General features: G+C 74.1%; 14 protein-coding genes and 1 pseudogene. 5 read left to right on the top strand and 10 right to left on the bottom strand.

The annotated features are described in order from the left end of the window. Positions 1-1,813: ABC transporter ATP-binding protein (locus E1265_RS22695; protein WP_132932777.1), on the top strand; the 1,813-nt coding region annotated here is incomplete at its 5' end. Positions 1,814-1,915: 102 nt separating this feature from the next. Next, positions 1,916-2,773, top strand: a complete 858-nt coding sequence (locus E1265_RS22690; protein WP_132932775.1) for an alpha/beta hydrolase — start codon at positions 1,916-1,918, stop codon at positions 2,771-2,773. Here E1265_RS22690 and E1265_RS22685 read toward each other — a convergent pair. Further along, a complete protein-coding gene (locus E1265_RS22685; protein WP_132932773.1) occupies positions 2,753-3,400 on the bottom strand; it encodes a TetR/AcrR family transcriptional regulator in 648 nt (215 codons plus the stop codon). The genes E1265_RS22690 and E1265_RS22685 overlap by 21 nt on opposite strands. A 73-nt stretch (positions 3,401-3,473) precedes the next feature. Beyond that, positions 3,474-3,875: an NUDIX domain-containing protein gene (locus E1265_RS22680; RefSeq protein WP_243741022.1), complete on the bottom strand. Its 402-nt coding sequence runs from the start codon at positions 3,873-3,875 to the stop codon at positions 3,474-3,476. Between the two features lie 66 nt (positions 3,876-3,941). Here E1265_RS22680 and E1265_RS22675 point away from each other — a divergent pair, with 66 nt between their 5' ends. Further along, a complete protein-coding gene (locus E1265_RS22675; RefSeq protein WP_132932769.1) occupies positions 3,942-4,640 on the top strand; it encodes a nuclease-related domain-containing protein in 699 nt (232 codons plus the stop codon). Between the two features lie 40 nt (positions 4,641-4,680). Here E1265_RS22675 and E1265_RS22670 read toward each other — a convergent pair. Continuing rightward, a pseudogene (locus E1265_RS22670) lies at positions 4,681-5,109 on the bottom strand (PPOX class F420-dependent oxidoreductase). 14 nt (positions 5,110-5,123) lie between these two features. Next, positions 5,124-6,206 (bottom strand): DUF2332 domain-containing protein, encoded by a 1,083-nt coding sequence (locus tag E1265_RS22665; protein WP_132932767.1) that lies wholly within the window; start codon positions 6,204-6,206, stop codon positions 5,124-5,126. A 221-nt stretch (positions 6,207-6,427) separates the two neighbouring features. Between E1265_RS22665 and E1265_RS22660 the strand changes: the two genes are divergently transcribed. Together E1265_RS22660 and E1265_RS22655 are read left to right on the top strand one after the other, a co-directional pair. Continuing rightward, the gene (locus E1265_RS22660; RefSeq protein ID WP_132932765.1) at positions 6,428-7,102 is read left to right on the top strand and encodes a ThuA domain-containing protein; all 675 of its coding nucleotides are present in this window, start codon (positions 6,428-6,430) and stop codon (positions 7,100-7,102) included. Continuing rightward, the gene (locus E1265_RS22655; RefSeq protein ID WP_132932763.1) at positions 7,099-7,626 is read left to right on the top strand and encodes an O-acetyl-ADP-ribose deacetylase; all 528 of its coding nucleotides are present in this window, start codon (positions 7,099-7,101) and stop codon (positions 7,624-7,626) included. The genes E1265_RS22660 and E1265_RS22655 overlap by 4 nt, the downstream gene beginning before the upstream one ends. Positions 7,627-7,644: 18 nt before the next feature. Here E1265_RS22655 and E1265_RS22650 read toward each other — a convergent pair whose 3' ends face one another. The 6 genes from E1265_RS22650 to E1265_RS22625 all read right to left on the bottom strand — a co-directional run bounded on the left by E1265_RS22650 (position 7,645) and on the right by E1265_RS22625 (position 13,745). Continuing rightward, positions 7,645-8,685, bottom strand: coding sequence for a questin oxidase family protein (locus tag E1265_RS22650; protein WP_132932761.1), 1,041 nt, complete (start codon positions 8,683-8,685; stop codon positions 7,645-7,647). A gap of 72 nt (positions 8,686-8,757) precedes the next feature. Then, on the bottom strand, positions 8,758-9,321 hold the full coding sequence (locus E1265_RS22645; protein ID WP_132932759.1) for a TIGR03086 family metal-binding protein: 564 nt from the start codon (positions 9,319-9,321) through the stop codon (positions 8,758-8,760). A 32-nt stretch (positions 9,322-9,353) separates the two neighbouring features. Then, complete coding sequence (locus E1265_RS22640) at positions 9,354-10,013, bottom strand: lactate utilization protein C (protein ID WP_132932757.1); 660 nt, start codon at positions 10,011-10,013, stop codon at positions 9,354-9,356. Continuing rightward, the gene (locus tag E1265_RS22635) at positions 9,997-11,451 is read right to left on the bottom strand and encodes a lactate utilization protein B (protein ID WP_132932781.1); all 1,455 of its coding nucleotides are present in this window, start codon (positions 11,449-11,451) and stop codon (positions 9,997-9,999) included. The genes E1265_RS22640 and E1265_RS22635 overlap by 17 nt, the downstream gene beginning before the upstream one ends. 20 nt (positions 11,452-11,471) lie before the next feature. Continuing rightward, complete coding sequence (locus tag E1265_RS22630) at positions 11,472-12,224, bottom strand: (Fe-S)-binding protein (protein WP_132932755.1); 753 nt, start codon at positions 12,222-12,224, stop codon at positions 11,472-11,474. A gap of 3 nt (positions 12,225-12,227) precedes the next feature. Next, a complete protein-coding gene (locus E1265_RS22625) occupies positions 12,228-13,745 on the bottom strand; it encodes a rhamnulokinase (RefSeq protein ID WP_279571452.1) in 1,518 nt (505 codons plus the stop codon). Between the last annotated feature and the right edge of the window lie 69 nt (positions 13,746-13,814).

Genomic DNA, 13,814 nt, shown 5'->3' with positions numbered 1-13,814 from the left:
CCAGGAGCCCGCCTCCGGCCCGCCGCCCGCCCAGCTCCGGCGCATCCTCCGTCTCTTCCGCCCCTACCGCGGCCGGCTCGCCGTCGTGGCCCTGCTGGTGGGCGCGTCCTCGCTCGTCGCCGTCGCCTCCCCGTTCCTGCTGCGCGAGGTCATCGACACCGCGCTCCCCGACCGACGCACCGGGCTGCTCGCGCTGCTCGCCCTCGGCATGATCGCGGCAGCCGTGACCAGCAGCATCTTCGGGGTGCTGCAGACCCTGATCTCCACCACGGTCGGACAGCAGGTCATGCACGACCTGCGCACCGCCGTCTACGGCAAGCTGCAGCGGATGCCGCTGGCCTTCTTCACCAGGACAAGGACCGGTGAGGTGCAGTCCCGCATCGCCAACGACATCGGCGGCATGCAGGCCACGGTCACCTCCACCGCGACCTCGCTGGTCTCCAACCTCACCTCCGTGGTCGCCACCCTGGTCGCCATGCTCGCGCTCGACTGGCGGCTGACGCTGGTCTCGCTCGCGCTGCTGCCGTTCTTCGTCTGGCTGGCCCGCCGGGTCGGTCGGGAGCGAAAGCGGATCACCACCCAGCGGCAGAAGCAGATGGCCGTGATGGCGGCCATGGTCACCGAGTCGCTGTCGGTCAGCGGCGTGCTGCTCGGCCGCACCATGGGCCGCTCCGAGGCGCTCACCCGGGACTTCGCCACCGAGTCGGAGCGTCTGGTCGGCCTCGAGGTGCGGGCCAACATGGCCGGACGCTGGCGGATGGCCACCATCGGCATGATCATGGCGGCGATCCCGGCCCTGCTGTACTGGTCGGCCGGGGTCATGTACCAGATCGGCGGCGCTCCGCCGTCCATCGGCACCCTGGTGGCCTTCGTCAGCCTCCAGCAGGGGCTGCTGCGCCCCGCCGTCTCGCTGCTGTCGACGGGCGTGGAGATCCAGGCCTCGCTCGCGCTCTTCCAGCGGATCTTCGAGTACCTTGACCTACCGGTGGACATCACCGAGCGGCCGGGGGCCGTTGAGATCGCGAAGCCGCGCGGCGAGGTGCGGTTCGACCGGGTCTCCTTCTCCTACGACCCGGCTGCCGAGCCCACCCTGGCCGACATCGACCTGACCGTGCCCGCTGGCGGTTCGCTGGCCATCGTGGGCCCGACCGGCGCGGGGAAGAGCACCCTCGGCTATCTGGTGCCCCGGCTCTACGACGTCACGGAGGGCCGCGTCACGCTGGACGGCGTCGACGTGCGCGACCTCGGCTTCGACTCGCTCACCCGGGCGGTGGGCGTGGTCTCCCAGGAGACCTACCTCTTCCACGCCTCGGTCGCGGACAACCTGCGGTTCGCCAAGCCCGGGGCCGATCAGGAGGAGTTGGAGGCGGCGGCCAGGGCGGCCCAGATCCACGAGCACATCGCCGCGCTGCCCGACGGCTACGACACGGTGGTCGGCGAGCGCGGCTACCGCTTCTCGGGCGGCGAGAAGCAGCGTCTGGCGATCGCCCGCACCATCCTGCGTGACCCGCCGGTGCTGGTGCTCGACGAGGCGACCAGCGCGCTCGACACCCGAACCGAGTTGGCCGTGCAGCGGGCCATAGACGCGCTGTCGGCCGGCCGGACGACGATCACCATCGCGCACCGGCTCTCCACCATCAGGGACGCCGACCAGATCGTGGTGCTCGACGGCGGTCGGATCGCCGAACGCGGCAACCACGCGGAGCTGGTGGCGCTCGGCGGCCGGTACGCCGACCTGGTGCGGCGGGACGCGCGGGTCGGGCCGGCGGATCCGGAGCCCGACCGGCAGGCGGTGGAGGTCGCGAGGCCCTGACGGCTCGGCCCCGTCCGGGGCTGCGCCACGGCCCAGAAAACTGTGCGAACGATCGTGCTAATATCGCGACCGGCCGCAGCAGCCGACCGAGAGGGCCGAGGGATGCGACTCAGAGCGGCACTGATCAGGACCGCGCTCAACACCACGACGCACGTCGCCCCCGGCCTCGCCGGCCGCTGGGCGCTCCACTTCTACCGCCACCCCGCCGTCCGCGTCGCCATGCGCCCGGCGGAAGAGCCGATGATGCGCCGCGCCACCCGTGACCGGCTGACCATCGCGGGCAAGGAGACGATCGTCTACTCGTGGGGGGACGGCCGCCGCCCGGTGCTGCTCACCCACGGCTGGCTCTCCCGGGCCTCCCGCCTCACCCCGCTCGCCGAGGCGCTGCTCGACGCCGGCTACAGCCCCGTGACCTTCGACGCGCCCGGCTGCGGCGAGTCGGCCGGCCGGGAGACCTCGATCCTCGAGTACCGGGAGCTGGCTCGCCGCCTGCACGCGGAACACGGCCGCTTCGCCGCCGCCGTCGGCCACTCGGTCGGCGGCCTCTCCCTCTTCTTCGCGCTGCGCGACGAGGTCAAGGCCGACCGCCTGGTGGCCATCGCCGCGCCCGCCGAGTTCGGCTACCTGGTCGACGGCTTCCGCGCCTCGCTCGAGCTGAGCCACCGTCTCGTGCCCCGCCTCAGGCGGGACATCGAACGGCGGGTCTTCCCCGACGAGCCCGACATCTGGCGGCGCTTCTCCGCCACCCACCGGCCGGCCGAGCTGACCATGCCGATGCTGCTGGTCCACGACGAGGCGGACGACATGATCGACATCGGCCAGTCCCGGATGGTGGCCGCCGCCTACGAAGGACAGGCGCGGCTGCTGGTCACCAGCGGGCTTGGCCATCGCCGCATCATCGCCGACCCGGCCGTCATCGAGGAGGTACTCGACTTCCTCTCAGCCGACGACATCGGCTAGCGCCGCGGGGTTCGACGCCGCGGCCCGCAGCCGCGCCCTGATCCCCGCCGCCGCCAGCTCGTACCCCTGCTCGTCCCCGTACAGCGTGGACTCCGCGTTGGCCATCTCGAGCAGCGCCATCAACTCGAAGGCCAGCTGCCGGGCGTCGGTGTCCGTCCGCAGCCCACCGCCCAGCCTGGCCTCCTCGATGACCCCGGTCACGTGGTCGCCCCACTCGCCGCGCGCCGCCGCGACCGCGTCCCGCACCGGCCCGCTGCGGGCCCCGAACTCGGCCGCGACCGTGACGAAGAAGCAGCCGCCCGTGAAGACGCGGTCCCGGGAGTACTCCAGATACGCCGTGCACAGCCGCCAGACCCGGCCGGGACCCGGCGGCTCGGACGCCGGCGGGCGCGCCACCCGGTCCGCGAACACCGCGCGCGCCGCGCGGATCGTGGCCAGCTGAAGCTCCTCCTTGGAGCCGAAGAGGGCGAACACCCCGCTCTTGCTGAGCCCGAGCTCGGTCGCGAGCCGCCCGATGGACAGCCCCTCCAGGCCCTCGACAGAGGCGATGTCCATCGTCCGCGCGAGCACCAGCCGGCGTGTCTGGTTCCCGCGCTCCACCCGCCCGTCGGTCCGTGCTCCGGCCACCGCGCCGTCCTTCCGTTCGCCGGCTCCCATCGTACGGAAGGACACGCCGTCCCGGCGGCTCACGACCGGGCGCTCACCACACCTCGCCCCGCGCGGCCAGCAGATCGAACACCTCGTGGTCCACCACCGCCGTGCGGTGCTTCTCCGCCAGTCCCAGCCAGGCGATCTCCTCGATCTCGCTCGAGGCGGCGAGCGTGCCCCGGTACTCGCCCGTGTAACAGGCCATCCGTACCAGCGTCCCCTCCGGCTGCCCGTCCGCCTGCCCCGTCCAGGTGCCCAGGTGCGCCACCGTCTCCGGCAGCAGCGCCACCGTCAGCTCCTCCCGCACCTCCCGCACCAGGGCCTCCAGGTCGCTCTCGCCCGGGTCCCGCTTGCCGCCCGGGATGTAGAAGACGTCCTTTCCCCGGGAACGCGCCGTGAGCAGCCGCCCCTCCGCCAGGTGCACCCATGCCACTGTGTCGATCAGTCGCGTCACTGCCGGTTTCCTCCCGTTTCCGCCATCGGAGATGACCTCCGCCCCCGAGGACTGCACGATGGTGCCATGGGCGGCTGGGAACACGGCAACGGGATTCCACCGGATCCGGGCGGCGGGGCCCTCCGGGGCAGCGGTCCGCTGTGGCTGCATCCGGACGACGACCTCGCGCCGAACCGACCGGGGGAGATCCTGCACGGCCTGGTGGCCACGCTGCCGGCCGGCCGGGTGCGGCTGGCCGCCGACCGACTGCTCGGCCGCTCGGCGCGGCGTGAGGCGCTGCTGACGGCCCTGCGCGGCGAGCAGCTGGCCGGCACCGCGCTCGACGCGCTCGCGGGCGCCGGCTGGCGGGTCCTGCACTCCATCCCGCTGCCCGGCGCCGCGGACATCTCGCACCTGGCCATCGGCCCGGGCGGGGTGCTCAGCTTCCGGACGGTGCTGCACCGCGGCGCCCGTCTCGCGGTCGAGGAGGAACTGGTGCGGATCGGCACCCGGCGCGCGGAGCCCCACGTCCGGCGCTGCCGCCGCGACGCCCACCGGGCGGCCCACGCGCTCTCCGCCGCCTGCGGTTTCCGGGTGGCCGTCCAGCCGGTCCTGGTCTGCGTGGCCGCGGCGTCCGTCACCGTGGCGCCCGGGCTGCGGGACGTCGAGGTGCTCCAGGAGCACGCGTTGGCCGGACTCGCCGGGCGCGGCGGGGTGCTCAGGCCGGACGGCGTCGAGACCCTCTACGGCCTGGCCCGCGACCGGCGCACCTGGCTGCGCGGCTGACCGGGCCGGGAACCGCGCGCCGGCGGGTGGCGTCCGCTCGTCAGTCGGCCACCGCCGAGTAGCCGACGACCTTCTCGATCCGCACCCGGACCAGCAGTTCGCCCGGGGTGGCGTTGCGCGCGCCGAGCCGCTCCGCCTGGTCCTCGCCCAGGTACCTGCCGCCGATCCTGGTCGCTCAGGTGAGCAGGTCCGCCTGGTCCTCGCTCAGCGTGGCGCGGCCGTGCACCACGACGAAGCCGAACGGCGGCACGTCGTCGTCCACGCAGAGCGCCACCCGGCCGTCCCGCGCCAGGTTGCGGCCCTTCACCGAGCTGGCGCCGGTGGTGAGCACCAGATCGTCGCCGTCCACGACGAACCACACGGGCGCCACGTGGGGGGAGCCGTCGGCCCGCACCGTGGCGAGCTTGGCGGTCCTGGTGCCGGTCGAGAGGAAGGCCCGCCACTCGGGCTCGGTCATCGCCTGTGCCATGACCCCATCGTGCGTCAGGCGCCCCCGTCCGGCCAGCGGGCCGGCAGCCCGTGCGGCATGGCGCTCGCCAGCAGCCGCTCGGGGCCGGCGCCCACCCGCACCGAGAGCCAGAAGCCGGGCTGGCCGGCCACGTCGCGCGGCTCGAACGCCAGATAGGCGAAGCCGGCGTCGTCCGTCGCGGCGGCCGCGAGCCGCGCCATCTCCCGCTCCACCCTGGCCCACTCCTCGGCCGGCACGTACTGGCGCATCACCGAGTGCCAGAGCACCGTCACCGTGCCGGGTTCGAGCTCCACCTCGGCCAGGAAGTCGGCGGCGCCCGCCGCCTCCACCGTGGCCGGCACCTTGGCCGCGATCCGCAGCGCCCCCTCCAGGCGTTCGGTCCGCTCCCGCTGGTCGGGCCACACGTACGAGCGCAGCGCCAGCGCCCCGTCCGTGGACAGCGGGTCGATCGGCGTCGGATCGCAGCCCCGCCGCTCCACGATCCGCAGCGCCTGGTGCCGGTCGGCGCCGGTGCGCAGCCAGTCCGGCACGCACCCCTCCCAGGTGTCGGTCAGCCGCACCAGCGAGTCGGCGGGCCCCCAGGCGAAGTCCCCCGCCGTGTAACGGAACTGCTCGGCGCGCAGGTTGAGCCCGGCGCTCGAGCCCAGCTCGAACAACCGGACGGGACGCTGCGCCGTGGGCACGGTGTACAGCAGGCCCGCGAGCAGCAGCGAGGCGCGGCCCACCTCGTTGGTCTGCGGCGGCCGGCGCAGCCACTCCCGCAGCCACCCGCGCTCCTCGGCCACCACGGACCGGAAGGCGCACCACACGGCGTCCCCGTCCGCCGGCGTGAACGCACCACCCGCGCTCGGGTAGTACGCGGCGAGTTCCGGCGCGCGCCCGGTCAGCACCAGCGAGTGCACGCCGCCCAGCAGCCGCAGGGGAAGCGCCTCCTCGACCCCGCTCTGCTCGTACCCGGCCACCGCGTCGGCGCAGGGCCCGCCCTCCACGACGTCGCTGGCCGCCCGCTCCAGCAGCGCCGCGTACAGGGACGAGCCGAGCCGAGCGCATTCCCCGGCCTGCTGGACGAACAGCCGGGCAACGTGTTCACGGGGCATAGGTACTCCTCACTGCGGTACGCCCAAGATCATGGGGTCCTAGGGGGCGGAGCGGAAGACCCGTCGGTGAATATGCCCCGCGATAATCGCCTGCCTGGTACTCCGTGCCCGGAATGGCTGTGATCATGGCCCCTTCATCCGTGGAATCAGCCACAGACCAGGAGTTCGCCGCCGCGGCCGCCGAAGCCGAGAGCGGGATCCGGCTCCTACGATGAACCCCCATGAGCACACCGCAGATCCTGCTCTTCACCAGGACCACCGGCTTCCGCCACGACTCCATCCCAGCCGGTGTCGAGGCATTCCGCGAGCTCGGCGCGGCCCACGGGTTCGCCGTCACGGCCACCGAGGACCCGGCGGAGCTGGCCACCGGCCTGCCCGAGAGCCGCGCCGTGGCCTTCCTGTCCACCAGCGGCGACGCGCTGACCGACGCCTCGCGCGCGGCGCTGCGCGCCCACCTCGCCGCCGGCGGCGGCTTCGTCGGCGTGCACGGCGCCTCCACCACCGAGTACGGCTGGCCCTGGTTCGGCGACTCGGTGGTCGGCGCCGTCTTCGACGGCCACCCCGCGCTACAGCCGGGTGTCGTCACCGTCGAGGACCACGACCACCCGGCCACCGCGCACCTGGGCGACCGGTGGGAGTTCACCGACGAGTGGTACAACTTCACCACCAACCCGCGCGGCCGGGTGCGGGTGCTGGCCAGCGCCGACGAGACCACCTACACCGGCGGCCGGATGGGCGCCGACCACCCGCTGGTCTGGTGCCACGAGCGCGCCGGCGGCCGGTCCTTCTACACCGCGCTCGGCCACACCAGCGAGTCCTTCGCTGACCCCGCCTTCCGCCGCCACCTGCTCGGCGGCCTCACCTGGGCCGCCCGACTGCCGGAGCCGTCGGCATGACCGCCCTCCCGGCCATCACCCGGGTGCTCGGCGACATCACGGAGCAGCGGGTGGACGCGATCGTCAACGCCGCCAACTCCTCGCTGCTCGGCGGCGGCGGGGTGGACGGCGCCATCCACCGCCGCGGTGGCCCGGAGATCCTCGCCGAGTGCCGCCGGCTGCGCGCCACCCGCTACGGCCGCGGCCTGCCCACCGGCCGGGCGGTCGCCACCACCGCGGGCCGGCTGCCCGCCCGCTGGGTGATCCACACCGTGGGCCCCGTCCACTCGCACACGGAGGACCGCTCGGAGCAACTGGCCTCCTGCTACCGGGAGTCGCTGCGGGTGGCCGCCGAACTCGGCGCGACCACCGTCGCCTTCCCCGCCATCTCCACCGGCGTCTACCGCTGGCCGCTCGCCGACGCCGCCCGCGTCGCGGTCCACGCGGTCACCGAGGCGGCCCCGGTCGGCGGGTTCGTCGAGCTACGCTTCGTGCTGTTCGACGAACCCGCCTACCGGGCGTTCGGAGCCGCCATGGCCCCCTGAACCTCTTGAACGACCCGCTCAGCCGAGCGGGTCGATCAGCTCCACGGCCAGCAGTCCGGCCTGCAGCGCGAGACCGTCGTCCGGGTGCGCCGCGGCCACGTCGAGCGCGGTGTCGACCAGCTTGATGGCGTGCGCGTCGCCGTGGAGCGCCGCCCGCTCGAACAGTTCCTCAGGGTCGAGCGCCGCCGACCGACCGGCCGGTACGCTCCGCGCCGGCCGGTAGGACGCGACCACCCCGGCGCTCGCGGACCACGCCGCCTCCAGACTCGCCGGCCACAGCTCAACCGGCAGCGCCGGCAGCGTCCGCAGCACGGCGTTGGGCGCGGTCGCCGCGTGCACCAGCATCACCGGCTCGCCGTGCCCGTGCGTGGCGTAGTACTCCGTCGCGGCCCGCACCAGCCGGCCCAGCCGCTCAGACACCGCCGCCGGGTCCTCGGCCGACGCACCGGCGGTCCAGGCCGGCAACCGCCGCAGCTGCCCGAGCCGGGCGTTGATGCCGCCCGACTGGTCCTCGATCGCCTCCACCGCGCGCAGCGCATCCTCGGCCGACGACGGCGCCGCCAGGGCCTCGATGCCCGCCGGCAACCGCTGGTGCCTGGCCGCCCAGTAGCCGAGGGCGTGTGCCAACTCGGCGCGCCTGGGCCCGGTCTCGCCCTCGCTGAGCAGCACCCGGACCGCGTGCCCGACCCGGATCACCGGATGGGTGGCCGCGGCCGTGATGCCGGGCAGCAGCCGCGGCCACCACTCGGCGAGCACCGAGCGCCACGGCCGCTCGCTGAGCAGCACGCCGAAGTACTCGGCCCAGTCCGTCAAGTACCGCGGATCACCCAGCGCCTCCCGCCAGTTGTCCGCCGTGATCCGCTCATGACCGGCCGGCCGGTCCTCGAGACGACTCTGGTACGCGTCCACCCAGCGGTGCACGTGGTGCTCCTGTCCGTGCCGGGCCAGCGCCTCCACCGCCATCGGCGCGTGATTGGTCGGCCAGCCCCTGAACTCGGGTCCGGTGGCGTGCAGTCGGGTCAGGGCCTCGTCCAGCGTTCCCGCGGCGTTCGCGTCCATGCCGGCGACGCTACGGCGCCACCCACCGCCGCGTAACGGTCCCGGGGCGTAGGGCGCGGCCCGCTCCTCGCCCTACGGCTGACGGCCGAGCAACGCCACCAGCTGGTCCTGGGTCCCGGCCGAGTCCGCCACCGCCACCGGCGGGTCGAAGACACCGAACCCCTGCCAGTCGCCGATCCGCGGCTCGACGTAGTCGTACCCCATGCCCACCAGTTCGTCGTCGAGCCGGTCGTCGGCGCCGATGCCCCGGGACAGGTCCCAGGCGTGCACCGTCAGGTCGAGCGTCATCTGGCGGAGGTACTCGTCGGCCGGTGTGAGCCCCCCGCTGGTGTGCACCGGGGAGTCGAGCGCGCCCGGCCGGTGCGCCGCCTCGCGGGAGGCGGCCGCGGCCGCCTCCCAGGCGCCGACCGGGTCCTCGCCGAGCACGTCGCCGTCGAACCGGTCGCCCACCTCGGCCAGCGTGGCCCCGCGCAGCATCCAGGGCGCCCACAGATGCTCGCTGGTCAGGTGGTTCACCAGGTCCCGCACCGACCAGTCGGAGCAGGGCGTCGGGGACGACCACTGTCGGCTGCCCACCTGGTGCACCCGCCGGTCGAACTCGTCCATTCCCCGGTCGAAGCCATCGAGCAGATCCATAGCCCATCCCATCCGAAGCGTGCGGCCATGCGTTAGATATGGACCAAAACCACCTCAAGCGTACGCGGGCCGTGCACGCCCTCCACCCGGTTCAGTTCGATGTCGCTGGTCGCGGACGGCCCCGAGATCCAGGTCTGGGGGCGGCTCGGGTCCAGCCTCGGGAGCGCCAGCGGCAGCGAGTCGACGACCTGTTCCGGCGCCCGGATCACGCAGACGTGGTGGTCGGGGACCAGCGTGATGCGCCGCCTGCCCTGGTCCGGGCCGCCGTCGAGGACGATCGTGCCGGTCTCGGCGATGGCGAGGGCGCAGCCGGTCAGCACGCTGTCGGCCGCGTCGAGCTCCGCCGGGGTGTCGTCCGGCGCGTCGACGCGCACCGTGACAGCCGCCTCACCCGAGGTGCCCGCCACCTCGCTGAGCCATTCGGGCGGCAGCCCGGGCGGCACCACCAGGGTGCGGGTGCCGCGCTCGGCGAGCCGGGCGGTGATCAGCGCCGGCAGGCCGGCGGCGTCGGTGTGGTGGACAACGGCCCGGTAGTCGGCCAGGTGCTCGGCCAACACGGCCACCGGGTCGGCGGGGGAGTGGCTGGTCAGGTAGTCGCGTGGCACCGGCACGTCCTGCGGCCCCTCCTCGGGCGGAACGTCCACCAGGGCGCGGCGGATCCGGGCGAGGATCAGGTCACGGCTGTCGGTCATCTCGGTTCCTCGTCGTCCACCAGTCGCGGAAGCTCTGCTCCGGGAAGGCCGGGAGGTCCCGGCTCGCCGTCCACGCCCGGCCGGGACCCGGCAGCCGGCGCGGGTGCAGCCGCCGGGTGGCGGTGGCCACCCGCTGCGCGACGCGCAGCGCAGCGGGCCGGTCGAGCGCCCAGCGGGCGGCCCGCATCGCCGCGCGTTCGGCCGCGTGGCCGCGGGCCGGCCGGATCCTGGCCGGGGCGCCGCGCCGGGTGACGGTGCCGCCCGTCGCGGCCCGCTCCCGCAGATGGACCAGCACGTCAGGGATGTCGATGGCCACCGGGCAGACCTGGTAGCAGGCGCCGCACAGCGAGGAGGCGTACGGCAGCGACGCCGCCAACTCGTCCTCCATGCCCTGCAGTTGCGGGGTGAGGATGGCGCCGATGGGGCCCGGGTAGACCGAGCCGTAAGCGTGCCCGCCGGTCCGCTCGTAGACCGGGCACACGTTCAGGCACGCCGAGCAGCGGATGCAGCGCAACGCCTGCCGGCCCACCGTGTCCGCCAGCGTGTCCGTACGGCCGTTGTCGAGCAGCACCAGGTGGAAGGCGCGCGGCCCGTCGCCGTCGGTGGTGCCGGTCCACAACGAGGTGTACGGGTTCATCCGCTCGGCCGTCGATGACCGGGGCAGCAGCTGCAGGAAGACCTCCAGGTCCCGCCAGGTCGGCACGATCTTCTCGATGCCTACGACCGAGATCAGGGTCTCCGGCAGCGTCAGGCACATCCGCCCGTTGCCCTCGGACTCCACCACCGCCAGGGTGCCGGTCTCCGCCACCATGAAGTTCGCGCCGGAGACGGCCACCTTCGCGCGCAGGAACTTCTCCCGCAGGTGCAGCCTGGCCGCCTCGGCCAGCTCCGCCGGCTCGTCCGTGAGACCCTCCGGCGCCGGCCGGCCCCAGGTGGCCATCCGGTCGGCGAAGATCTCCCGGATCTCACCCCGGTTGCGGTGGATCGCGGGCACCAGGATGTGTGAGGGACGGTCCTCGCCCAGCTGCACGATCAGCTCGGCCAGGTCCGTCTCGTACGCGGTGATGCCGGCCTCGGCCAGCGCCTCGTTGAGGCCGATCTCCTGGGTGGCCATCGACTTCACCTTGACCACCTCGTGCTCACCGGTCTCCCTGACCAGCTCGGTCACGATCCGGTTCGCCTCGGCGGCGTCCGCGGCCCAGTGCACCACCCCGCCCGCCGCGGTGACCCGCTCCTCCACCTGGAGCAGGTAGTGGTCGAGGTGCCGCAGCGTGCGCTCCTTGATCGCAGCCCCGGCCGCCCGCAGCGCCGCCCAGTCGGCCAACTCGGCCACCGCCGCCGCCCGCCGGACCCTGATGGTGCCCGTGGCGTGCCGCAGGTTCCCCCGCAACACCTCGTCGCGCACCGCAACCTTCGCCGCCTCGGGGAACGCCGGCATCCCCACGAACACACCGCCACTCACCAGACCTCCTCCTCCGTGCTGGCCAGGATCTCCGCGAGGTGCACGGGGCGAACGGTCGCGCCCATCCGGGACAGCGTGCCACCGATGTGCATCTGGCACGAGTTGTCCACCGTGCACACCGCCGACGCGCCCGTGCCCACGATGGCCCGCGCCTTGTCGGCCCCCATCGCCGCCGACACCGCCGCGTTCTTCACCGCGAACGTGCCGCCGAACCCGCAGCACTCCTCGGCGCCCGGCAGCTCGACCAGCTCGAGACCCCGCACCGCCCGCAGCAACCGGTGGGGTCGGTCGCCCAGGCCGAGCATCCGCAGGCCGTGGCAGGTCGGGTGGTATGTCACCCGGTGCGGGTAGTAGGCGCCGACGTCCGTCACCCCCAGCACGTCCACCAGGAACTCCGTCAGCTCCACCGTCCGCGGCACCACCGACTCGGCCACCCGCGCCAGCGCGTCCCCGCGCCCCTCGTCCCGCGCCCGCGCCCCGACCCGCGGATAGTTCTCCCGCACCATGGCCGTGCACGAACCCGAGGGCGTCACCACGTAGTCGAAGCCCTCGAAGACCCGCCCGAAGCGCGCCACCAGCGGCTCGGACTCCCGTCGGTACCCCGTGTTGAACTGCGCCTGCCCGCAGCAGGACTGTTCGAGCGGGAACTCCACCGTCACGCCGAGGCGTTCGAGCAACGTGACCACGGCGCGCCCCGTCCTGGGGTACAGCGTGTCGTTCACGCACGTCACGAACAGCGCCACCCGCATCCCTCAGCTCCTTTCCCGACCGGCGATCCGCGCGGCCGCCTCCGCCCACGCCGCCTGGTCGCCCGAGGGCTCGTGGCGCCGCAGCGGCTGCGACGCCCGTAGCAGCGCCCGCAACTCGGCGAGACCGCCGGTGACCGCGCCCGACGCCCGCGCCTGCACCAGCACGTTGCCCAGGGCCGCCGCCTCCGCCGGACCGGCCACCACCGGCAAACCGCAGGCGTCGGCCGTCAGCTGGCACAGCAGTTCGTTGTGGGCGCCGCCCCCCACGATATGCACCGTGTCCACCACGCGCCCCGAAAGACGCCGCGCGTCGAACACCGCGGCCCGGTGCGCCAACGCCAGCGAGTCGACCACGCAGCGCACCGTCTCCGCCCGGTCCCGCGGCTCCGGCTGGCCGGTGCGCCGGCAGGCCGCCGCGATCCGCTCCGGCATCCGGCCCGGCGGGATGAACTCCGGGTCGCCCGCGTCCACCACGGACCGCAGCGGCTGCGCCCGCCCGGCCGCCGCGAGCAGCGGCCCGAGCTCGCTCGACCCGCCGTCCGCCGCCCACTCCCGCAGACACTCCTGCAGCAGCCACAGGCCCATGATGTTGCGCAGATAGCGGACCGTGCCGTCCACGCCGAGCTCGTTGGTGAAGTTCGCCCGCCGGCTCTCCTCGCCGAGCACCGGCGCGTCGAGCTCCACCCCGGCGAGCGACCAGGTGCCGGTGGCGATGTAGGCGAACCGCTCGTCGACCGCCGGCACTCCGGCCACCGCCGAGGCCGTGTCGTGCGAGCCGACCGCGGTCACCGGCACCGGGCCGCTGAGCCCCGTCTCCGCCAGCACCTCGGGCAGCAGCCGGCCCGCCGGATCGCCCGGGCCGCGCAGCGGTGGGAAGAGGCCGAGGTCGATGTCCAGCGCCTCCGCCACCCGGGAAGACCAGTCCCTGGTGCGCGGATCGATCAGCTGCGTCGTCGAGGCGTTGGTCAGCTCCGTGCCCTGCTCGCCGGTCAGCCAGTACGCCAACAGATCGGGGATCAACAACAGCCGCCCCGCCGCCGCCAGCTGCGGGCCGCCCCGCGCGGCGACCAGTTGGTAGACGGTGTTGAACGGCAGGTACTGCAGGCCCGTCGCCGCGTACAGCTCCTCGGGTGACAGGAGCTCCGCCACCCGCTCGCCCACTCCCTCGGTGCGGGCGTCCCGGTAGTGCACGGGGTTGCCGAGCAGCGCCCCGTCGGCGTCGAGGAGTCCGTAGTCCACCGCCCAGGAGTCGATCCCGACCCCGGCCAGCCGCCCGCCCGCCGCCCGGCCGGCCGCCCGCAGCCCGTCCAAGACCCCCTGGTACAACGCCAGGATGTCCCAGTGCAGCGTCCCGCCCGCCCGCACCGGCCGGTTGGGGAACCGGTGCACTTCGCGCAGCGAGAGACCGCCGCCGGCCAGCGAGCCCAGCATGACCCGCCCGCTCGACGCGCCGAGATCCACCGCCGCGAACGGCGGGTCGGCGCGCTCGGGGACGGTGGGGCCTGGAACGGACTCGGACACAGGGCAACACCTCGGCGGGGCTGGGTGGATCGTGGGACCCGGGACGGGACGGAAGGTCTGGGCGGGGGA

Source organism: Streptomyces sp. 8K308, from assembly GCF_004348315.1.
In the GTDB taxonomy this organism is placed as follows: Bacteria; Actinomycetota; Actinomycetes; order Streptomycetales; family Streptomycetaceae; genus Streptomyces.
Note: the sequence above shows the minus strand (reverse complement) of the source record. Positions and strands in the feature narration are given on the sequence as shown.